This is a genomic window from Rhizobium sullae, assembly GCF_025200715.1.
Lineage (GTDB): Bacteria > Pseudomonadota > Alphaproteobacteria > Rhizobiales > Rhizobiaceae > Rhizobium > Rhizobium sullae.
Genome location: NZ_CP104143.1, coordinates 2,186,227 through 2,206,186, shown reverse-complemented (window position 1 = coordinate 2,206,186; position 19,960 = coordinate 2,186,227). Strand labels below are relative to the sequence as shown.

General features: G+C 60.0%; 24 protein-coding genes. 8 read left to right on the top strand and 16 right to left on the bottom strand.

Annotation, left to right across the window (positions count from 1 at the left end):
- The first annotated feature begins 16 nt into the window (after window positions 1-16).
- Together N2599_RS11280 and N2599_RS11275 are read left to right on the top strand one after the other, a co-directional pair.
- Window positions 17-1,483, top strand: a complete 1,467-nt coding sequence (locus tag N2599_RS11280; protein WP_027508414.1) for a hypothetical protein — start codon at window positions 17-19, stop codon at window positions 1,481-1,483.
- A 102-nt stretch (window positions 1,484-1,585) separates the two neighbouring features.
- Window positions 1,586-2,071, top strand: a complete 486-nt coding sequence (locus tag N2599_RS11275; RefSeq protein WP_311319490.1) for a 2'-5' RNA ligase family protein — start codon at window positions 1,586-1,588, stop codon at window positions 2,069-2,071.
- Window positions 2,072-2,133: 62 nt separating this feature from the next.
- On the opposite strand, the gene N2599_RS11270 is transcribed toward N2599_RS11275, so the two are convergent.
- The 7 genes from N2599_RS11270 to lgt all read right to left on the bottom strand — a co-directional run bounded on the left by N2599_RS11270 (window position 2,134) and on the right by lgt (window position 8,697).
- Window positions 2,134-2,631 (bottom strand): Kazal-type serine protease inhibitor family protein, encoded by a 498-nt coding sequence (locus N2599_RS11270; RefSeq protein WP_063829582.1) that lies wholly within the window; start codon window positions 2,629-2,631, stop codon window positions 2,134-2,136.
- An 86-nt stretch (window positions 2,632-2,717) separates the two neighbouring features.
- The gene (locus N2599_RS11265) at window positions 2,718-3,650 is read right to left on the bottom strand and encodes a ribose-phosphate pyrophosphokinase (RefSeq protein ID WP_027508417.1); all 933 of its coding nucleotides are present in this window, start codon (window positions 3,648-3,650) and stop codon (window positions 2,718-2,720) included.
- A gap of 105 nt (window positions 3,651-3,755) precedes the next feature.
- On the bottom strand, window positions 3,756-4,577 hold the full coding sequence (locus tag N2599_RS11260) for a hypothetical protein (protein ID WP_027508418.1): 822 nt from the start codon (window positions 4,575-4,577) through the stop codon (window positions 3,756-3,758).
- 98 nt (window positions 4,578-4,675) lie between these two features.
- A complete protein-coding gene (locus tag N2599_RS11255) occupies window positions 4,676-5,827 on the bottom strand; it encodes a M24 family metallopeptidase (protein WP_027508419.1) in 1,152 nt (383 codons plus the stop codon).
- 4 nt (window positions 5,828-5,831) lie between these two features.
- Entirely contained in the window at window positions 5,832-6,626 is a 795-nt protein-coding gene (gene pgeF / locus N2599_RS11250) for a peptidoglycan editing factor PgeF (RefSeq protein ID WP_027508420.1), read from the bottom strand.
- A 100-nt stretch (window positions 6,627-6,726) separates the two neighbouring features.
- Window positions 6,727-7,827 (bottom strand): class I SAM-dependent methyltransferase, encoded by a 1,101-nt coding sequence (locus tag N2599_RS11245; RefSeq protein ID WP_027508421.1) that lies wholly within the window; start codon window positions 7,825-7,827, stop codon window positions 6,727-6,729.
- A 21-nt stretch (window positions 7,828-7,848) separates the two neighbouring features.
- A complete protein-coding gene (lgt, locus tag N2599_RS11240; RefSeq protein WP_027508422.1) occupies window positions 7,849-8,697 on the bottom strand; it encodes a prolipoprotein diacylglyceryl transferase in 849 nt (282 codons plus the stop codon).
- Between the two features lie 192 nt (window positions 8,698-8,889).
- Here lgt and N2599_RS11235 point away from each other — a divergent pair, with 192 nt between their 5' ends.
- The 4 genes from N2599_RS11235 to N2599_RS11220 all read left to right on the top strand — a co-directional run bounded on the left by N2599_RS11235 (window position 8,890) and on the right by N2599_RS11220 (window position 11,217).
- The gene (locus tag N2599_RS11235; RefSeq protein ID WP_027508423.1) at window positions 8,890-9,150 is read left to right on the top strand and encodes an accessory factor UbiK family protein; all 261 of its coding nucleotides are present in this window, start codon (window positions 8,890-8,892) and stop codon (window positions 9,148-9,150) included.
- A gap of 393 nt (window positions 9,151-9,543) precedes the next feature.
- A complete protein-coding gene (locus N2599_RS11230; RefSeq protein ID WP_027508424.1) occupies window positions 9,544-10,044 on the top strand; it encodes a type III secretion system chaperone family protein in 501 nt (166 codons plus the stop codon).
- A gap of 1 nt (window position 10,045) precedes the next feature.
- Complete coding sequence (gene proC, locus N2599_RS11225; protein ID WP_027508425.1) at window positions 10,046-10,864, top strand: pyrroline-5-carboxylate reductase; 819 nt, start codon at window positions 10,046-10,048, stop codon at window positions 10,862-10,864.
- Window positions 10,865-10,875: 11 nt separating this feature from the next.
- A complete protein-coding gene (locus N2599_RS11220; protein WP_027508426.1) occupies window positions 10,876-11,217 on the top strand; it encodes a tRNA-binding protein in 342 nt (113 codons plus the stop codon).
- Here N2599_RS11220 and N2599_RS11215 read toward each other — a convergent pair whose 3' ends face one another.
- The 4 genes from N2599_RS11215 to N2599_RS11200 are packed head-to-tail and all read right to left on the bottom strand — an operon-like array spanning window position 11,218 to window position 14,354.
- Window positions 11,218-11,799 (bottom strand): DUF1349 domain-containing protein, encoded by a 582-nt coding sequence (locus tag N2599_RS11215; protein ID WP_027508427.1) that lies wholly within the window; start codon window positions 11,797-11,799, stop codon window positions 11,218-11,220. It lies immediately after the preceding gene.
- Window positions 11,800-11,806: 7 nt separating this feature from the next.
- Window positions 11,807-13,183 carry an ATP-binding protein gene (locus N2599_RS11210; RefSeq protein ID WP_027508428.1) on the bottom strand — a complete coding sequence of 459 codons (1,377 nt, stop codon included), beginning with the start codon at window positions 13,181-13,183 and terminating at the stop codon, window positions 11,807-11,809.
- 28 nt (window positions 13,184-13,211) lie between these two features.
- Window positions 13,212-13,910 carry a response regulator gene (locus N2599_RS11205; protein ID WP_027508429.1) on the bottom strand — a complete coding sequence of 233 codons (699 nt, stop codon included), beginning with the start codon at window positions 13,908-13,910 and terminating at the stop codon, window positions 13,212-13,214.
- Entirely contained in the window at window positions 13,911-14,354 is a 444-nt protein-coding gene (locus N2599_RS11200; protein ID WP_051336468.1) for a MarR family winged helix-turn-helix transcriptional regulator, read from the bottom strand. It abuts the gene before it with no gap.
- Window positions 14,355-14,648: 294 nt separating this feature from the next.
- Here N2599_RS11200 and N2599_RS11195 point away from each other — a divergent pair, with 294 nt between their 5' ends.
- Window positions 14,649-15,542, top strand: coding sequence for a branched-chain amino acid aminotransferase (locus N2599_RS11195; RefSeq protein WP_027508431.1), 894 nt, complete (start codon window positions 14,649-14,651; stop codon window positions 15,540-15,542).
- A 48-nt stretch (window positions 15,543-15,590) separates the two neighbouring features.
- On the opposite strand, the gene N2599_RS11190 is transcribed toward N2599_RS11195, so the two are convergent.
- On the bottom strand, window positions 15,591-15,857 hold the full coding sequence (locus N2599_RS11190) for a hypothetical protein (RefSeq protein WP_027508432.1): 267 nt from the start codon (window positions 15,855-15,857) through the stop codon (window positions 15,591-15,593).
- 158 nt (window positions 15,858-16,015) lie between these two features.
- Window positions 16,016-16,624: a DUF1236 domain-containing protein gene (locus N2599_RS11185; protein ID WP_027508433.1), complete on the bottom strand. Its 609-nt coding sequence runs from the start codon at window positions 16,622-16,624 to the stop codon at window positions 16,016-16,018.
- Window positions 16,625-16,903: 279 nt separating this feature from the next.
- On the opposite strand from N2599_RS11185, the gene N2599_RS11180 reads away from it, so the two are divergent.
- Window positions 16,904-17,548: an MBL fold metallo-hydrolase gene (locus N2599_RS11180; protein ID WP_027508434.1), complete on the top strand. Its 645-nt coding sequence runs from the start codon at window positions 16,904-16,906 to the stop codon at window positions 17,546-17,548.
- Window positions 17,549-17,617: 69 nt separating this feature from the next.
- On the opposite strand, the gene N2599_RS11175 is transcribed toward N2599_RS11180, so the two are convergent.
- From N2599_RS11175 to N2599_RS11165, 3 genes are all read right to left on the bottom strand, one after another.
- Complete coding sequence (locus tag N2599_RS11175; RefSeq protein WP_027508435.1) at window positions 17,618-18,031, bottom strand: BA14K family protein; 414 nt, start codon at window positions 18,029-18,031, stop codon at window positions 17,618-17,620.
- A 146-nt stretch (window positions 18,032-18,177) separates the two neighbouring features.
- Entirely contained in the window at window positions 18,178-18,393 is a 216-nt protein-coding gene (locus tag N2599_RS11170; RefSeq protein WP_027508436.1) for a cold-shock protein, read from the bottom strand.
- A 482-nt stretch (window positions 18,394-18,875) separates the two neighbouring features.
- Window positions 18,876-19,766: a DMT family transporter gene (locus N2599_RS11165; RefSeq protein ID WP_027508437.1), complete on the bottom strand. Its 891-nt coding sequence runs from the start codon at window positions 19,764-19,766 to the stop codon at window positions 18,876-18,878.
- Window positions 19,767-19,960: the final 194 nt, after the last annotated feature.

Here is a 19,960-nt window from a genome sequence, read left to right as displayed (position 1 = left end):
GCGGAGGAGCACATCCATGCGGTACAGGCTGATCACGACGGCAAGCGCCGTTGTTCTCGGATTGATGACGGCAGTTCATGGCGCCGAGATCACCCAGGATGGCGCAAATGCCATCCGCGACAATCTCAACAACCTGCTGCCCGAGGACATTGCAAAGAGCGGTGTCGTGGCCGTCAATCCGGCTGGCACGCGTTACGAGATCATCTACGATCTGGCCAAGCTGCTTTCCAAGGTCAATCCGGCGGATTTCACGATCGGGGGCCTTAAGCCAATTTCGATGTTCGCCACGCCGCAGGACAACGGGCTCTGGAATGTCGAAGGCGACAATAGCTTGAACGTTTCCGGACATTTCAAGGGACCGGACCAGAAGCGCACCGAGTTCACCTATTCCATCGCCTCTCTGGCCTACACCTCCATCTTCGATCCGGCGATCAGCTATTTCCGCTCCGGCGACTTCAGTGCCAAGGATATCAAAGCCACGTCAACGACCGATACCGAACAGGTCAATGTCAGCGTTGGCGACGTGAAATACAAGCTCACCTCCGCCGATAGCGCTGCCGGCAGGATGGACTTTGCGGTGAACGGCACTTTGACGGCCTTTGCCGAGCAGGTGAGCGGGAAGGAAATGCCGCCGGTCCACATCACTGCCGATGCCATCGATTTCGACGCCAGGGTCTATAGCCTGCCGGCGAAGGAGTTGAGGGACATTGTCGTCTTTGCGCTCGACCATGCCGAGGAAAAGCAGATCAGCAAGGAGAACGAGGAAAAGCTGAAGGCTATGCTGCGCGACGCTTTTCCCCTGATCTCTTCGCTCGAGGAAACCATCGATCTCCACAATTTGGCTGTCACAGGTGCTGCCGGTAGCGGCGGCGCGAAGAGCTTCGGTTATCGCCTGACAATCGACGGGCCGAGCGACGCGACACGGCTTGGCGTTGCAATGAATGCTGCCGACGTGACATTTGACAGCCCGATGGTTCCTGCCGCCTATTCCGCCTTCCTGCCGCAGGCAGTCGATGTGCAGTTCGGCATTCCGGATATGGATTTTGCGGCTTTCGGCGATGAATTCATGAAGCTCGATTTGACCAAGTCGCGGGAAGAAGGAGAGGACGCGGGCAAGAAGGCCGTGGAGCGGCTTTTCCGCGACGGGAAGTTTGTGATGGACTTTCCGAAGATCAGTGCCAAATCAGGCGTCTACGATATCGATATGTCCGCAAAGGTCGAGAGCCGCCTCGATGCCGGCAAGGATGAGTATGCGCTACAGGCCTCCATTCTGGCGCGCGACTACGACAAGACCATCGCCGCGGTCCAGGAACTCGCCAAGGCCAATCCCGAGCTCAATCAGGCGTCTTTCGGAATGTTAATGGTCAAGGGTTTCGCCAAGACCGACCCGGACGGCCGTCAGCGCTGGGACGTGACGGTCACCCCCGACGGTTCGGTGACGGTCAACGGCCAGCAGATCAAGGGGCCGGATAAGCCGGAATAATATTGCCGAACATCGGGCGGCAATTGCTTATCAAGGCGCTGATGTTGGAGACACTCGGCCGTGCCTCACGGGATAAGCCTGAAATGCTCGAACGAAACTGCATTGCCGATAGTCGAGCTTTGGCACGAGGCGGCGACGTTCGAACCTGCTCCGTCGATGAAGGCGCTAAATTATCCGCCTCATATAACTTTGGCGATTTACGAGGATTTCGTGCCTGATGAGAGCATCGGCGTGCTCTCCAGAATTTTTGGTACTCAGCCTGCAGTAACAGTGACCTTTTCAGGTATTCGTTATTTCCAAAACGAGTTCCTAGTATTATGGGCGCGTCCGGTATCGAATGACCGGCTGCTGCAGCTTCACGCGGCCATCCATAGCGAAATAGACCCGACACTCTGTCGTGAGTACTATCGCCGCAGTTGCTGGGAGCCTCATTGCACGATTGCTATGAAGATCCCCAGGTCCATGTTCGAGCCTGCCATCAATTGGGCAGAGCAAAAACGGGCCGAATTTTCCGTTACATTCGATGCGGTGGATATCGTGCGGTTTCCGCCGGTCGAAGTATTGAGCGAGGTCAGGTTGACTCCATAGTCACTGCTTCCGACGTTTTCAAATCGCTTTGATAAGCGGCGAAGTTGCATGAGCGCCGATGATCAGAAGCGGCACTCGCCGCCGCTGATGATCCGGAAGCCTGCATTGCCTGCCTCGCAGGGGTTCGGGAAGGTCTGGGTCTGGCGGCCGCGCTGGCCGCAGACAGGCCTGTATTCCCGCGTGCAGATGCCGCCTGGGCGTCCTGGACCGTCAGGCCTGTCCGGGCGATCCGGCCAGTCGGGGCGGCCGGGACGATCCGGTTCGGGGCGCGGGAAGGGCGGCGGTTCGCGGCGGCATTCGCCGCGGCCGACGATCATGAAACCGCTGTTGCGGGCCTGGCAGGCATTTCCGAAGGTTTGAAGCCGGCCGCCGCGTTCACCGCAGACCGGCGCATATTCCATGGTGCACATCTGCTGCTGGGCTGGCCACGGCCGGGGCGGCGGACGCGAATAACCAGGATCGACATCGACCGTGCAGGCGGAAAGCAGAGGAATCAGCGCGAGGAGCGCTAAGCGCTTCGAGCTTGCTGAATGTCTAGCTATCCTAATGATTTCCGTCATGTCGCTCCCCGTACAAATCTGAAGGCAGACTAGCGGATGAAGGCAAAAATACAACCCTGCCTATTTTTTACCGGCGAGTGAAACTCTCAGTCGAAGAGGCTGGAAACGGATTCTTCCTGACTGGTGCGGTTGATCGCTTCGCCGATGAGGGTCGCGGTCGTGATGACGCGGATATTATGCGCCGACTGGACGGCGGTGGTCGGCTGAATGGAGTCGGTGATCACCAGTTCGCGCAGCTTCGACGACGTGATGCGGGTGACCGCGCCACCGGAAAGAACGCCGTGGGTGATGTAGGCGGTGACGCTTGCAGCACCCTGGGCGAGAAGCGCATCGGCGGCGTTGCAGAGCGTGCCGCCGGAATCGACTATGTCGTCGATCAGCAGGCAATCCTTGCCTTCGACTTCGCCGATAATGTTCATGACTTCGGATTCACCCGGGCGGTCGCGGCGCTTGTCCACGATCGCCAGAAGACAGTCGAGGCGTTTGGCGAGCGAACGGGCGCGGACGACGCCGCCGACGTCCGGCGAAACGACCATGACGTTGCTGATGTCGTAATTGGCCTTGATGTCGCGCGTCAGCACCGGAACGGCGTAGAGGTTATCCGTCGGGATATCGAAGAAGCCCTGGATCTGGCCGGCATGCAGGTCGAGCGTCAGCACGCGGTCGGCGCCAGCCTCGGTGATGAGGTTGGCGACCAGCTTGGCGGAGATCGGCGTGCGCCCCGAGGCGCGGCGATCCTGGCGGGCATAACCGAAATAGGGAAGAACGGCCGTGATGCGGCGCGCGGACGAACGGCGCATCGCGTCGATCATGATGAGCAGTTCCATCAGATGATCGTTCGTCGGGAAGGAAGTTGACTGGACGACGAAGACGTCTTCGCCGCGGACGTTTTCCTGGATTTCGACGAAGATTTCCTGATCGGCAAATCTTCTGACGCTGGCCTTGCCCAAGGGCACATTGAGATAGGTGCAGATCGCTTCGGCGAGATGCCGGTTCGAATTGCCTGCGAAAACCTTCATTTTGGCCCGCCTGTTGTCCGCTGATAGCCGCGCTTTTTAGCCAGCTTGCTTCCGAATGCAAGCGCAAAGGCGCCACAGGCTTTGATATTTGTAAAAAGCCTGTTTCTAACCGTCGCGCGTCTGGCGCCACGAATTGAATTCGGTGATCGTTTTCGTGGCGATCTGCTGCATGACGGAGGCGGGAACGCCGGCCCAGGGATCCTGTGCCGCGGAAGGCACTTTTTCCTGTCCCTGGATGCGGTGCAGACGGGCGCCACTGCCGTCGAGGATATCCCACACATAAACGACGGTCACGTCGCCCTCATCGGTAAAGGCGGAGAGGTAGCCCTTCAGGATATAGTCGCTGCTGGTGTCATTCGAACTCTTGATCGAGAGACCGTGCGAGCGCGCCTCGGCGCCAAGCTGGCGGGAAAGCGGCGTTACTGCCTGAACGGGAGCGCCGATAATCGGCAGGAAGCGGACGGTGCTGCCGCGGATTGCGGACGAGGCGGCAGGATCGATGGCGGCAACCTGTTGCGGCTGGCGGGCAGGGGCCCGATTGCCCATGTCTTCTTCTTCCGCCTGCGCATTGGAAACCGGTTCGGTAAGCGTCTGGCCTTCGGCAGGCTGCGGAGCGGCGGGGGACGCGCCGCGCCGGGCAAGGGCATCGGCCTGCTCCTGCATCGTCGTCGGCGGTACGCCGGGGCCGGATCTGGAGGTCTGATTGTTGTAGGCCGGGTGATAGCCGGCCTGGCGGGATTCGCCAGCAAAGGCCCGCTGTGGCTCGGCGCCTGCCATTCGTTCGACTTCGCGCTGGGTGACAGGTGAGGAACGACCCTTCGACGAGTCGCCGATATCGACTTGCGGCGTCAGCGCATCGGTGGTGTTGCAAGCGGAAAGCGCGGCCAGGCAGGCAAGGAGCATCGGCGCAGTCTGAACTCGCGTCATCGCTGTCGTCGTCCTTCCCTCGTTCGCATCAGCCCTGCTGATTTATGGGGGCGGGGGCTGTCCGCTGTCAATTCCGGATTCTTGCCGGTGATTGCCCGTCATGCGCCGATGAAGTCGAGCGAGTGGCGGGAAAGCGTGCGCGGCGCATGCTCCGTCGTCAGGTAGGTCTGGCCAAGCGTCATGGCCGTTCCGGTATCGGAATCGGCGATGATCATGTGCACGAAGAGCGACATGTTCGGCTCGATCGGTTGCGGGTTGCCGACATGAAACATCTGATGTTCCATCCAGGACGGCGCGAAGCGGGCGCCGAGGGAATAGCCGCAGGCATTCAGCCGATGTCGGGCAAGCCCGCGCTCGTCCATGATCTTCGCATGCATGTCGAAGACGTCGCCGAAGGTGTGGCCGGGTTTCAGCACGGTTTCGATCGCCTGCAGGTTTTCCAGGCAGGCGTTATAGAGTTCGCGATGGCGGTGTGTCGGTTCGCCAATCACGATCGTGCGCATCATGGCGGCGTGATAGTGGGCATAGGTGCCGGCCCATTCGAGCGTAAGCTGGTCGCTCGCATCGAGCTTGCGGCGGCCGGCCTTGTAGCGGCAGAGCAGGGCGTCCGCGCCGGAACCGATGATGTACTCGTTGGCTGGATAATCGCCGCCGCCGGAAAAGACCGCTCCCTGCATGGCGGCAAGGATGTCGGCCTCGTCTGCGCCGGGCTTCGTCAACTTTATCGCCTCATCCAGTGCGTCGTCGGCCAGGGCTGCGGCACGCTCGACATAGGCCACCTCCGCCGGGCTTTTCACGAGGCGCAGCCTGCTGACGAGGTATGAGGCGTCGGTGATCTGGCCGAAGGTGGAAAGCTGGGCATCGAGCAAGTGGGCGATGCGCCCGGTCATGCCATGGGTGTCGTATTCGACGCCGATGCGCGCGCCGAGCAGATCCATGTCGACCAGCAGGTTCCTGAGGTCGAGCGTCGGGTCGGCATTGATGCGATCGACCCAGACGTGGATGTCGTCGAGGATCGACGTGTGCTTGGCCTGGCGAAGGTCCGCCGAGCGGGTGATCAGCGACATCGTGCCGTCGGCTTTGACGATCAGCGCCTGGAAGAAACAGTAGCCGAAGGTGTCGTAGCCCGTCAGCCAGTACATGCTTTCCTGCGCGAAGAGCAGGACGGCGTCGAGCTTTTCCGCGCGCATCTGGTCGGTGAGGCGGGTGAGCCGGCTTGCGAATTCGGCTCTTTCGAAATGCAGTGCCATTCGGTCAAATCTCCCTGATGCTGATTGCTGAAATCTGGCGGCCGTAATCCGGCTCTTTATTATGTGTAGTGCGCCGGTACGAGAAAAAACGCTCGTTGTCCGGATAGGTGCAAATACCAAGGCTTTCGGCGCGCACGCCGGCCTTCCGCAGCCGGTCGACGGTCAACGCCGGAAGATCGAACATCGCATGGGCGGGCTTTCGCGACGGAATGAAATAGCGCTTGTAGGACGAATCTTGAGTGACGAAACGCTCAATGAATTCGGGGCCGACTTCGTAGCTTGCCTGACTGATCGAAGGGCCGAGGCAGGCGACGATAGCCTGGCGCTTCGCTCCGAGCCTCTCCATTGCTGCAATGGTGTTTTCCAGGACGCCGGTCAGTGTGCCTTTCCATCCGGCATGCGCCGCGCCGATTACCCGGTTTTCCGGATCGACGAAGAGGATCGGGCCGCAATCGGCGGCAAGAACGCCGAGCACGATGCCGGGCGTTGCCGTAACCAGTGCATCGGCTTCGGGGCGCGTGCCGTCATAGCTGCCGTCGACGGTGACCGCATCCGGCGAATGAACCTGATGGACTGTCGCGAGCCTTTCCAAGGGCTGTCCGAACCAGGCGGCAACGCGGCGGCGGTTCTCCATCACCTTTGTGCGGTCGTCATTCGAGCCAATTCCGACATTCAGACCGCGATAGAGCCCGTCCGAAACGCCGCCTGCGCGCGTGAAATAGCCGTGGCGGATCGCTTCGCCGGCCGCTTCGTTCAACAGCGCGCTTTCAATCGGTGCGGGAGAGGCCGCGTCTTGCATCAGTGATTCCGGGGTGTTTCGAACGGTGCCATTGTTCGCCGGTCCGCCCGGCGAAGCATTGTTGATTGCGCTGGATGTTGGCCCAGGGCCGAGCGTCCTGTCAATCCACGGGGCGGAACGGCATGAGATCGACGACCGGATAGGAGACGGCCATCACCTTGAAAAGCTCACCCATCCGGCCTTCGCCGGAGCCGGCCAAACGGTCGACCGCGCTCTGGATTATCTGCTGCGTGCGCGGTTCGCGATCGCGGCCGAGAGCGGCGGCGCGCTCGAGAATGCCGAGGCCGATCAGGAAATCGCCCTGATGCAGCGCACCATTGAGATGCAGCCCTGCGGCGACAGCGGTTTTGGCAAGATCTTCGAAATCCACATGGCTCGTCAGATCCGCTTCACCGGGATGGGCAAGCGGCGGATCGAACTCGTGCATGCGCACGGCCTGCAGCGTGTCACCGAAGCCGGTGACCAGGTGTCCGTAGTCGATCGCCAGCGCCGTGCCGCCGAAGGCCCTCAAGCGATCGCAGATGGTGATCATCACGGCCTGCCTGGCCGGTGAAATCTCAAAGAGCGTGCCGGCCGGCACGGCCTGCGGCGATTCGGGTAGCAGTGCCGGATCGATGCTGGCGATCCCGGCAGCGAATGCCAGTTCGCCATCCGCGTCGAGGCCAACCATGCGCTCGCGAAAGCCGGTCGACGTCTTGACGAATTGGCGGATCGGAATAGCGTCGAACAGCTCGTTTGCCGCAATCAGCGTGAAGCCCGGCGGCACCTCCTCAAAATCGAAATGCCAGCTGATCTTGCCTCCATGTGCGACAAGCGTCTGTTGCTGGATGTCGCGAAGGCGTTCGCTCGTTTCGACGAGATGAACGGTCATGTTCTCGAAAAGCGGCGGGGCGAGACGCTCGATGACGCGCAGCATATCAGCCATCATCGTCCCGCGGCCCGCCCCGATTTCAACGAGGCGCACGCCTGACGGGGTGCCGTGCCGCTGCCAGGCGTGCACAACGAAGACTCCGATCATTTCGCCGAAGAGCTGGCTGACTTCGGGCGCGGTAACGAAATCTCCGGACCGGCCGAAGGGCTCGCGGGTGCGATAGTAGCCGTATTCTGGATCAGCGAGGCAGAGCGAAAAATAGTCCGTGACGCTGATCGGCCCGTTCGCCTGAATGATCGCCTTTATCTTTTCACCGAGTGCGGTCATCATGATCGTACCGTCCTGACAGGCTCAATGCTGCAAAGCGGCCTGGCTGAGGGCCCGCGCCATCGCCCAGATTCCGAGCAGCACCATCGGGAAAGAAAGGACCATGCCCATGGTCAGCCAATTCGTGCCGAGTAGGTAGCCGAGCTGCGCATCCGGCTCACGGAAGAACTCGACCAAGATGCGCGACAGCCCATAGCCGCAGACGAAGACCCCGGTAACGAGTCCAGGTGCTTTCAGCGCCCGGAATCCATAGACGAGAAGGGCAAGCGAAAGCAGCAGCACGATGCCTTCGAGGCCCGCTTCGTAGAGTTGGCTTGGATGGCGTGCAAACGGCCCTCCGGTCGGGAAAACGACTGCCCACGGCACATCCGTCAGCCGTCCCCAAAGCTCGCCGTTGACGAAGTTTGCGATGCGGCCGCAGAACAGGCCGATCGGCACCACGGCGGCAACGATGTCGAAAAGGCTCCAGACCGGAATGCCATTGCGGCGCGCAAAGACGATCATGGCGATCGTCGTGCCGGTGATTCCACCGTGGAAAGACATGCCGCCGTTCCAGATCTCGATGGCGCGGAGCGGGTTCTCGACCACGGACGGCAGATCGTAGAAAAGGATATAGCCGATGCGGCCGCCGAGAACGATGCCGAGGGCTGCCCAGACGATGAAGTCGTCGATCTGCACCTTGGTGATCGGCGAGGCATTGCCCGGCCAGAGCTCATCGTTGCCGGCGATCTGCCGGGCATAAAGCCATCCGAGCATGATGCCCGCGACATAGGCGAGGCCGTACCAGTGAATAGCCAGCGGGCCGATCGAAAAGGCGATCGGATCGATATCCGGAAAGGGCATGATCGAAAGAAGATTGGCTGCAGTCGGCAAGGCTTTTCCACCCGTTGATGTGCGCGGAACATGGCGTTGCGATACGAAGCGGTCAAGTCGATTGTGAGGCGGAGCATGCCCGGTGCGTGCTTATCCAGAGCAAAGCGCTTGCATCCTTAACGGCAAAGCCCTACCTCCTTTCTAAGGCTTCAGGCCTATCAAAATCATGTGGTGGGAAGGAGAAAAACCGCCATGACGAGTGGAACAAACCGCATCATGGACGAATTCGCCAAGCTGATGACGGATGCAGCGGGGGCCGCCCAGGGTGTACGCAAGGAAATCGAGACCGCCTTCAACGCTCAGGCCGAGCGCTGGCTAAACACCATGGATGTGGTCAAGCGCGAGGAATTCGAGGCCGTCCGCGAAATGGCGATCAAGGCTCGCGACGAAAACGAAGCGTTGCTTGCCCGCGTCGCCGCGCTTGAAGCAAAGCTTGCCGCAAGAACGAAATAAGTCTCATTCTAGCACAAGTGCGGTGTGGCGCATAAGCGGCACGTCGCCTCTTCGACAAAAAAACAGGTGCCGTTTTCCACCTGTGGACACTGCCAAAAAAGCCAATACGCAGAGTCGTTTACAACCTCCTTCTGAAATCAAATTCCGAACGGCTGTCCACAGTACCTTTCCGGAAATGACCGGAGAGGGGCTGGCTTGTCACCGGGGGCGTTATACACTGATTTTAAATGATGATTCGAAGCGGACATTGGTAAGCTCCGGGCAGGTTCACTGCGTTAGGTCTGGCAGCGGTTCAACGAACATCCGAGTGGTGGTTCCGGTATTTGCGTGTGTCTTTTCTTGTGTTCGTAAACCCAAGTTCAGTCGCATTCATTCCGGTCAAGAAGGTGCTGCATGAGCCTTATGGAATTGGAATTCGAGCGTCAGTCGAACCCGGTCGATATGATCGAGTATGTCGCCGCCAACAACGACTGGGCGTTTGAGCGGTCGGGCGAGGACGAGATCGCAATGACGGTCGAGGGGAAGTGGGCCGATTACCACGTTTCCTTCTCCTGGATGGAGGAATTCGAGGCGCTGCATCTCGGCTGCGCTTTCGACATCAAGGTTCCGGAGGCCCGCGTCAACGAGGTCACCAAGCTCTTGGCTGCGATCAATGGTCAGGTTCTGATGGGCCATTTCGATTTGTGGCGGCAGGAAGATGTGATCATCTTCCGGCAGTCGCTGCTGCTGGCGGGCGGGGCCGAGCCGACGAACCGTCAGGTGGAAGTTTTGCTTTCCAGCGCCCTCGATACCTGCGAAGCTTACTATCAGGCGTTCCAGTTCGTCATCTGGTCCGGCCTGGATGCCGCCAAGGCTATGGAAGCAGTTCTCTTCGAAACGGTCGGCGAAGCGTAAAATGTCACCATCGTCTTCCGATACAGTCGTTCTCGTCGGCGCCGGCAATATGGGCGGCGCGATGCTCTCCGGCTGGCTGAAGAGCGGTGTTCCGGGATCCTCCGTTGTCGTGATCGATCCGGGTCCGTCACCCACGATGATGAAGGTCATCGGCGATGCGGGCGCGACGCATGCCTCAACCGTTCCCGCCGGTCTGAAGGCGGATGTCATCTTCCTCGCGGTGAAACCGCAGGTGATGGAAACAGTCCTACCGCCGGTGAAGAGCGCCGTCGGATCCAAGACGGTGGTCGTTTCAGTGGCTGCTGGCAAGACGCTGGCTTTCCTCGAAAAGCATCTCGGCGAGGCCGCTATGGTTCGCGCCATGCCGAACACGCCCGCCATGATCGGCCGCGGCGTCACCGGCGCCTTCGCCAATGCGCGCGTCAGCGCCCGGCAGCGTGATCGCGTTCATTCCCTTCTTCGCGTCTCTGGTCCCGTCGAGTGGGTCTCGGCCGAGTCCGATATCGATGCCGTGACGGCATTGTCCGGTAGCGGCCCGGCTTATGTGTTCTATCTCGTCGAGTGTATGGCAGAAGCAGGCCGTAAACTTGGCCTGCCGGCGGACCTCGCCATGCGTCTTGCGCGGGAGACTGTCGCGGGGGCTGGTGAACTCCTACACCAGTCCCCCGACGACGCCTCGAAGCTTCGCCAGAACGTCACGTCGCCTGGTGGCACGACGGCCGCGGCCCTTTCCGTGCTGATGGCGGAAGAGGGCATGCAGCCGCTGTTCGACAAGGCTCTTGCAGCTGCCCGCAAGCGTGCTGAAGAACTGGCCGGCTGAAGGGCATCGCGATGGCTGAGGAAATCACCTATGCCGATTTCGAACGTGTGGACATTCGTGTCGGCACGATCATTGAGGCCGAACCCTTTCCGGAAGCCCGAAAGCCGGCGGTCAAGCTGCTGATCGATTTCGGCCCGCAGATCGGCGTCAAGAAATCCTCGGCACAGATCACCGTGCACTACACGCTGGAAAACCTCGTCGGCCGCCAGGTTCTAGGAGTGGTGAATTTCCCGCCACGCCAGATCGGGCCGTTCCGCTCGGAGGTCCTGACCCTCGGCTTCGAGGACGAAGCGGGCGCGATCGTTCTCGCCGCGACAGACAAAGCGGTGCCGAATGGCAAGAAGCTGATGTGATCAGTGAATGTCGCGCGAGACCGGATCGGTCAGCGTAAAATCGTGAAAGACGGCCTCGAAGCCTGCGCGCTGCGGCGAGCAGAATGCCGGGCCGACCATCACCTCTTCAATCGACGGATTGAACCAGGCGAGGCGCGCCATGCGCCATTCGCTGATCCGGTCGGTCCGGTACTGAATAAAGAGCGCGTCCTTGTTGCGGGTCACGCGAAGGGAGAGCCGTTCGAATTCATGCTCGATGCGAAAGGCCGACCAGTCGGAATTGCCATTGGTGACGACGGTGCTGAAGTGCTTTGCGCCATCGGTGTATTCGACCCCGCATTTCATCCAGCGTGCTGAATCCGCACGGACCATCAGGCCGGCCTGGTCGTAAAGCTCCTGATAGCGGCCTGAGAATGTCACTTCTGCCGTGAAGTCGCCCTTGCGCTGGTGATGCAGAAAATGACCGTCGTCGCGATGGAAGCCGTAATAGGTGCCTTGCCAGAAGTCTGTCTTTTTGCCTGATCGGACGTGCAATGCACCCTCACAAACCTCCGCCAGGGGCGGAGAATTGAGCCAGATCATCTCTTTCGGGTCGATCGCCATCTGGACCTCACGCCGGGATGCGGATGGTGGCGCGGAGGCCGCCGAGAGGACTGTCGCCGAGCGTGACGTTGCCACCGTGGCTGCGGGCGATATCGCGGGCGATGGCAAGGCCGAGGCCGGTGCCGGAAGCGTCCAGATTGCGCGCTTCATCGAGACGGAAGAAGGGCTTGAAGACGTCCTCGCGATTTTTCTCGGGAATGCCGGGGCCATCATCATCGAAGTTCAGCGTCAGCCATTTCGCACTGTGCTTTGCTTCAATGTTCAGCGCATTCGCATAGCGGCGGGCATTGGAGGCGAGGTTAGCCACCAGGCGCGTGAATGCGTTCGGCCGAACCAGGATTTCATCTTCGCCTTCGATCGAATAGCTGAGCGTCTTTTCGTGCAGGGCGAAGTCCGTTTCGATCTTTCCGAGCAGTTCGCTGAGCTTCAGTTCTCCAACATCCTCTTCGATCTCGCTGCGCGCAAAGGCCATATAGGCCTCAAGCATCGATTGCATGTCGTTGACGTCGTCATTCAGGCCTTGGAGTTCGGGACTGTTGCCGGCAAGGGCTAGCTGCAGCTTGAAGCGGGTCAGCACCGTGCGCAGGTCGTGACTGACGCCGGTCAGCATCGCGGTTCGCTGTTCGATCTGCCGTTCGATGCGTTCGCGCATCAGGATGAAGGCAAGTCCTGCGCGTCTGACCTCGTCGGCGCCGCGCGGATAGAAGTCATCGTGTTTATGTCCCTTGCCAAAGCTCTCGGCGGCTTGCGCGAGCGTCAGGATCGGCCGAATCTGGCCGCGCAGGAAGAGGATCGATACGCCGATCAGCACGAGAGAGGCGCCGACCATCCAGACGATGAAGATATGCGTGTTCGACGCATAGGTCTGGTTGCGCTTGGTCAAAACGCGCAGAATCTTGGCGTCCAGCTTTATCCGGATTTCAACGAGGCTCGAATCTCCCACGGTGTCGATCCAGTAGGGCCGCTTGATCTGGTCGCTGATCTCATCGCTCAGGATGCCATCGAGGATGGAGAAGAACGGCTTTTCGCGCGGTGGCGGCAGTTCTCCGTCGGGCTCGATCGAAATCTGCAGGTTCAACTGCTCGCGGGCGATGCGCGTGGCTTCGCTGAAATCCGCATCCTGCGGATAGGTTTCGATGATTTGAATGATCGCTGCGATATCGCGGGTGACCGCCATCGACAGGCGCTGCGTCACCATTTGCCAATGGCGCTCCATGAAGACCGCGGCAACGATGGACTGCAGCAGCACCATGGGAATGATGATGATCAGCAGCGAACGGACGTAGAGGCCGGTCGGCAGACGGCGGCGCAGCCAGCGGCCGAACCCTTTCCATCCGGAGGCTGGCGAGCGCTCTTCGCGGCGTAGGGAGTCGAAAGTCACCATCACAGTCGCGATCCTGACGTTGAGGCCATCAATCGATGCTCAGCCTGTATCCTATACCACGAACCGTCTGCAGCCAGACAGGATTTGCGGGATCGTCCTCGATCTTGCGGCGCAGCCGATTGATCTGCACGTCGATCGTGCGCTCGCCGACGTCGACGTCATTGCCGATGAGCTCGTGGCGCGGAATGGTATCGCCGGCACGCCTGGCAAAAAGCAGCATGATCTCCTGCTCGCGGTCCGTGAGGCGGATCACTTCCGTCGCCTTCTTCAGTTCCTTGCGAGTGAGCGAGAAAGTGTACGGGCCGAACATAATCTGCTCGATTTTCGGCGCGTCGGAGGCGTTGCGGCGCAGGATATTGTTGACGCGCAGCACCAGTTCACGCGGATCGAAAGGCTTCGAGAGATAATCGTCGGCGCCGGCTTCAAGTCCCGCGATGCGATTGTCGGACTCCGCGAGCGCTGTCAGCATGATGATCGGCACGTTTTTGATGGCGCGCAGGCCGCGCGTTACGTCGATGCCGGATTCGCCCGGCATCATCACGTCCATGATGATGAGATCGAAGTCGAGCCCGGCAAGCTTGCGTTGCGCCTCGGCGCCATCCGCAGCCACGGTCACCCGGAAGCCGTTCTCCGTCAGGTAACGGTTCAAAAGAGCGCGGATTCGGGTGTCGTCATCGACCACCAATAGATGTGCCGCGTCATCCGAAATGATTGTTTTTCCCGCCATTCAACCCGCTTTCGTTGTTTGTCTGTCCCTCATACCCCTTAGAAATGCCTTTACGCTTTCGCGCACCTCCGGAGCGGCACCGTCGAATGCTCTCTCAATGCGGCGCGATTGCGGCTCCGCCAGAGCGAGGGCCAGTTCGCGCCCGGTCTTTGTCGGATATAGCTTACGCTGGCGCCGGTCTTCAGGCCCCGCCACCTGACGAATATACCCCGAATCGATCAGTTGTTTGAGCACCCGAGCGAGGCTCTGTTTGGTAATCTTCAACGTATCCAGAAGATCGGCAACGGTCATGCCCGGTTCACGGTTAACGAAATGCACCACCCGGTGATGGGCCCGGCCGAAGCCGCTCTTTTCCAGGATCGCGTCCGGATCGGAGACGAAATCGCGATAGGCAAAAAAGAAGAGCTCGATGATCTCGAAATCGATGATTCCGGTGTTTTCCATCGGCGCGGCCAACGGTTCGGATTTGGCTGCTTTCGAGCTGGTCTGTCGTGGCGCCACGTCATTTCCTTTCTCGTTCTGCGCGCCCTGCGAAACTATAGCAAAGATATGTCAGCTTTGTTGACATAATTTTGCGCCGCTGTTAGCTTCCCCGGACTTTGCGGAGGCGGGCGTTTGTTCGAAACCGGCCCGTCTTCCCTCCCCATACAACGCTTTTTTTCCCCACTGCGCAGTGGATAAAACGTAATATGGGCAACAATCAACAGGTATGGCGCGCGAGCGCCGGAGGATACGAGAATGGCTTCAGTTCCCTTCGACCAGCTGGATGGGGAAATCTGGTTCAATGGCGAATTCCTGCCTTGGAAGGACGCGAAGATCCACGTGCTGACGCATGGCCTGCATTATGCGAGCGCGGTCTTCGAAGGCGAGCGTGCCTATGGCGGCCGGGTATTCAAGCTGACGGAACACAATCAGCGTCTTCACAAGTCCGCGGAAATTCTTGGTTTCAAGGTGCCTTACCCGGTCGAGGAACTCGATGCGGTAACGATCGAACTCTTGAAGCGCCAAGGTTTTTCCGAGGCCTATGTGCGGCCGATCGCCTGGCGCGGCAGCGAAATGATGGGGATCTCGGCCCAGTCGAATCGCATCAATGTCGCGATCGCCATCTGGCAGTGGGGCAGCTACTTCAATCCTGCCGAAAAGCTCAAGGGCATCCGCCTCGACATCGCCGAATACCGGCGTCCCGACCCGATGACCGCGCCGGCTTCGTCAAAGGCTGCCGGTCTCTACATGATCTGCACCATTTCCAAGCATGCCGCAGAGGCAAAAGGCTACGCGGACGCGATGATGCTTGATTACCGCGGCCAGGTCGCCGAAGCGACGGGTGCCAACATCTTCTTCGTTAAGGACGGCGTCATTCATACGCCGCTTCCGGATTGCTTCCTGAACGGCATCACGCGCCAGACGGTGATCGAGCTTGCCAAGCGCCGCGGCTATCCAGTCGTCGAGCGCGCGATCCAGCCGGAAGAGCTCTCGGGCTTCAGCGAATGCTTCCTGACGGGCTCTGCCGCGGAAGTGACGCCGGTCTCTGAGATCGGCCCTTATAAGTTCGCGCCGGCGACGATCTCCGAGACGCTGATGAACGACTACATGACGGAAGTGTATTCGGCGGCGTCTATCGCGGCCGAATAACCTCGACAAGGAAACCCGGCCGCGCCTTCCGCGGGCCGGGCTTTTATATTACCGCGCCCGCGCCATCACCATTCCGACGATGGTCGACAGGATACCGCCGCCGATCAGGCCGCCGATGCCATCGGCAATTAGTCCGGTCAACGCCGCTTCGCCGCCGACCATGCTGAGAAGCATGCCGCCGCCGATACCGCCAATTGCACCAGCGATCGTCCGGGCGACGACGCTGACCGCCTGCTGTTTCAGCGCCGCGCTCGCGGCATTGCCGCCGACGGCGCCGGCAATCAGTTGCGTGATGAGCGGAAGTAACGCTTCCATGATTTCCCTCCAAATGGCGATCGATGCGAACCGCCTGCACATCGCTCCCTGCGACGTATTAGAATTTTATCATGTCCTGGAGGGAAAGGGGAGCTAAAAACAACCCATACGAGAGATTCGGCTAGCGAGGCGATCTACGGACCGCCTCGCGCCACATCTCATTGATAGACGTAGACAATGCGGCGGGTGCCCGGATCGACGAGGACGGGTCGCTCATTGATGCGGACGTAGCGATACTCGTAGTTCGGAATCTCCTGGAACGTCACGCTCTCCGGAACCTCGGCACCCACGACGACGTCGCCGCTCAATTGGACTGTCTGCGCCGGTGTGGTTTCGATATAGGTGCGGACCGTCTCAGGCGGAGTTATCGCCTCCACGGAGCCGACGGGACCAAGCAGTTCGTCGCCCGGTGCGGGATCGGCAGGGATGCTTGCGGTCGATTCATAAGTCACGGTCGGGACGCCAAGCACCGCTTCGTTCTCTTCGACAATGACAGGATTGCCGTCGCGCAGGACCTGCAGATATTCGGCATAGACCCAGCCGCGCATGCCGTTCACATCGACGCGGCACCAGCGGCTGCCCTGGATGCAGCCGTCGAGCAAGGCGGGCGAACCGCGCGTTGCGACGCCGACCGAGGGATACTGCGGGCCAGGCCCGGAACGCACATTGAGGTCATTGATGGCCGTCGCGGTCATTTCCGCATGGGCGAAGCCAGCGCTCGCGGCGAGCACGGCGCCTGCCAGGAAAAGATGTCTCGTGAAGGTCATTCTTTTTCTCCTTGCTTTTTGCTGGAGTGAAACGCTCCGTTCACCATCTGGTTCCGCCTTTCGAGAGGTCGGGTTGAAAACCGGATTCACCAGAACGCCTCAAGACATTGAAAGTTAATAATAAAGATTAATGCTGCGTGCCATTTTCTGCTGCGATGAACAGTTGTTACGAGGCGTCTTGATAGTGTGAGTCAGTGTGAGGATCGCCAAAAAAGCGGCTGGATTTGGCGATCTTTCCGGCTATATCGAAGCAGGCAGAGAGACCAAGCGAGGCATATCATGGGCATGCTCCAAGCCGGCGTCATTCCGGTAACACCCTTCCAGCAGAACTGCACCGTTCTCTTCGATCCGGACACGAAGGAGGGCGTGGTCGTCGATCCGGGCGGCGATGTGTCGGTCATTCTCAAAGCGCTCGAGGAGAACGACCTGGTCATCAAGGAGATCTGGCTGACACACGGGCATCTCGATCATGCCGGCGGCGCCAAGGAACTCAAGGAAGCGCTCGACGTCGATATCGTCGGTCCGCACGAGGATGATCGGCCGCTGCTGGAGCGGATCGAGATACAGGCGCAGAAATATGGCATCACCGGTCTGCAGAACGTCGTGCCGGACCGCTGGCTGAAGGATGGCGACAGGATTTCCTTCGGTAGCCATGAGTTCGAAGTTTATCACACGCCCGGCCACGCGCCCGGCCATGTCATCTATTTCAATCGGGCCCAGAACTTCGCGCATCTCGGCGACGTGCTCTTCAATGGCTCGATCGGCCGAACCGATCTGCCAGGCGGCAATCACCAGCAACTGCTGGATTCGATCCGCGACAAGGTGCTGCCGCTCGGCGATGACGTCGGCTTCATCTGCGGGCACGGCCCCGGCAGCCGCATCGGCGACGAGCGACGCAGCAACCCATTCCTCAGCGGCATCTGATCTCGTCAAACGGCCAAAACAAATGCGCCGCTCGATGAGCGGCGCATTGCGTTTGGAGGGGGTCTCGGATCAGCCTGCGGTGCAGAAGTGCTCGCGGCCGTCGTTGCCGACAAAGGTGCCACTGCTCGGATCGAAACTGCGGTAGCGGTAAGAGCAGTAGCGCTCCCACTGCGGCGTCCAGGGCTCGATATCAGCGCGGACAGGGGCGTAGTAACGCGGCGGTGCGCGGTAAACCGGCACGGCTTCATATTCCGGCTCATAGGGCGGATCGATATAGCGCGGCTCTTCATAATAGCGCGGTTGATTGGCAATGGCCGAGCCGACGATCAGGCCGGTTGCAAGGCCGACCGCGCCGCCGACAAGCGCTGCGTCGCCATTGCTGTGGCGATGCCAGCGGTCACGGGCGGATGCTTCGCCGATTACAGAAAGGGTGAGGGCTGCGGCAGTAGCTGTCAGAAGAAGTGTCTTGGCGAGCCTGTTCATGGTCATATCCTATTCTTGGAACCCCGTGAGCGGTTCCTGCGCCGTGATGATGACAAGATAGTGGCGGCTATCTGAACGGACGCTGAATGATAAAACCCGGCATAGCTGCCGGGCCTCAACTCGAATTAGGCGGTCTTGTTGAGGCTTCAGCCGTCAATCTGCAGATTGACGGCCTTGGGCCCCTTGCCGCGGCGATCCGGCTCCGTGTCGAAGCTGACCTTCTGATTTTCGGTCAGACCGGCAAGGCCGGAAGCCTGAACGGCGGAAATGTGAACGAAGATATCGGCGCCACCCTTGTCCGGCTTGATAAAGCCAAAGCCTTTGTCGCTATTGAAGAATTTAACAGTGCCAGTCTCGGCCATGCGTCAGGTCCTTTTCTCTCTGCCCGCCATCCACACGGGCAGCATCAACTATGTCCCTTGCGGGGCGTTGGCAGGCAATTCTTGAAATTCGAGAAAAAGGTCCCCTCTACCCCGGCCTGTCTCATGACGGGATTATTCCCCACCTTGGCGAGACCGGCTGACCGGAATATTAGCGTTTCCGGCGCGCACATTCTTAAGGACTTCCCATGCTCGCAAAATGCCCGAACGCCGTGAGATTGCTGCGATTATCGGGAATTGGCAAGCAAAAGTTTTTTAACGTGTTAGCGAAAGCACATTTAGTGCGGCTATCCTATTTGCGTCAAAACGCAAATTTTCGCTCACAGCGGACGCATGATTAACGTTTTGTATTGTTCGCAATATAAGTTGAGAGCAGATTTTCCCAAAAATGCAACGATAGCGCGTCCTCGATGAGGCGAGAAATTTTTTCCGAATTCGCCGTCCAACGCAGAAAAAGCCATAGCTCAAGCGGGCTGGCTGCGCCTTTTTCCGAGTTCCGGTACCAGTTCGACCACAAGCATAGCGGTAAACATCAGCGCACAGCCTGCATAGCCGAGCCGGGGCATAGTCTCTCCGAGCAGCAGCGCGCCGAGCACCGAGCCGAAGAGCGCTTCGGAGGAGAGGAAGATGGCAGCTTGCGACGGTGTCGTGTAGCGCTGGCCGATCACCTGCAGCACGAAGGCGACGCCGGAGGAAAAGATGCCAACGTAGAGGATTTCGGGTGCTGCATCCGTGACCGCTTCCACGCTGATCGGCTCGATGGTGGCGGCCACGACGAGGGCACAGACTGCTGTCACTCCAAATTGGGCGGCAGAAAGCATAAGCGGCCGTTCGGTCTCGGAAACTGTCGTGCCTGCGAGCGTGATCTGGATCGCCCAGAAGGCGGCGCAAATGACCGTCAGTCCGTCGCCCATGGTCAGCGCGGAAAGCTGTCCGCCGGACAGCATGTAGATGCCGGCGACGGCCGTGACGGCAGCCGGCCAGATGATCCAGTGCGGCGGGCGGCGCACGAAGGCGACGGCGATCAGCGGCACGAAGACGACATAGAGACCCGTGATGAAGCTCGAATTCGTCACAGTCGTCGTCTGAAGGCCGATCTGTTGGGTCGAGGCGCCGCCGAAAAGGGCAAAGCCGATCAGGATATAAAGCCCGAGATGACGGCGCGTGGTCTTAACCCCGGCCTTGCGTGCCTCAAGGAGCACGAAAGGCAGGACCGCGACCGTCGCGACCCCAAAGCGCAGTCCGATAAACCAGAAGGGACCGATTGCCTTCATGGCCGTCGACTGCGCGACGAAGCCGCCGCCCCAGATCGCGGCAGCAAGCAACAGAAGGAGGTTCGCCTGGACGCGCGTCATGTCAGTCCTTGATGTGGGGCAGGTTGTGGCAGCGACGGTTACCAGTTGCATTTCGTTTCGGCAAGGGCGAAGAGGGGCGCGTTCAGAGTGCCAGATTGCTCGCATGGCCGCATGAATCACCGCCGGCTACTCCGGAACTCCGCTTGCGAAAAGCTTGGCCTGAGGGACGGGCAGGCGGCCTTTCTGGTGACCGC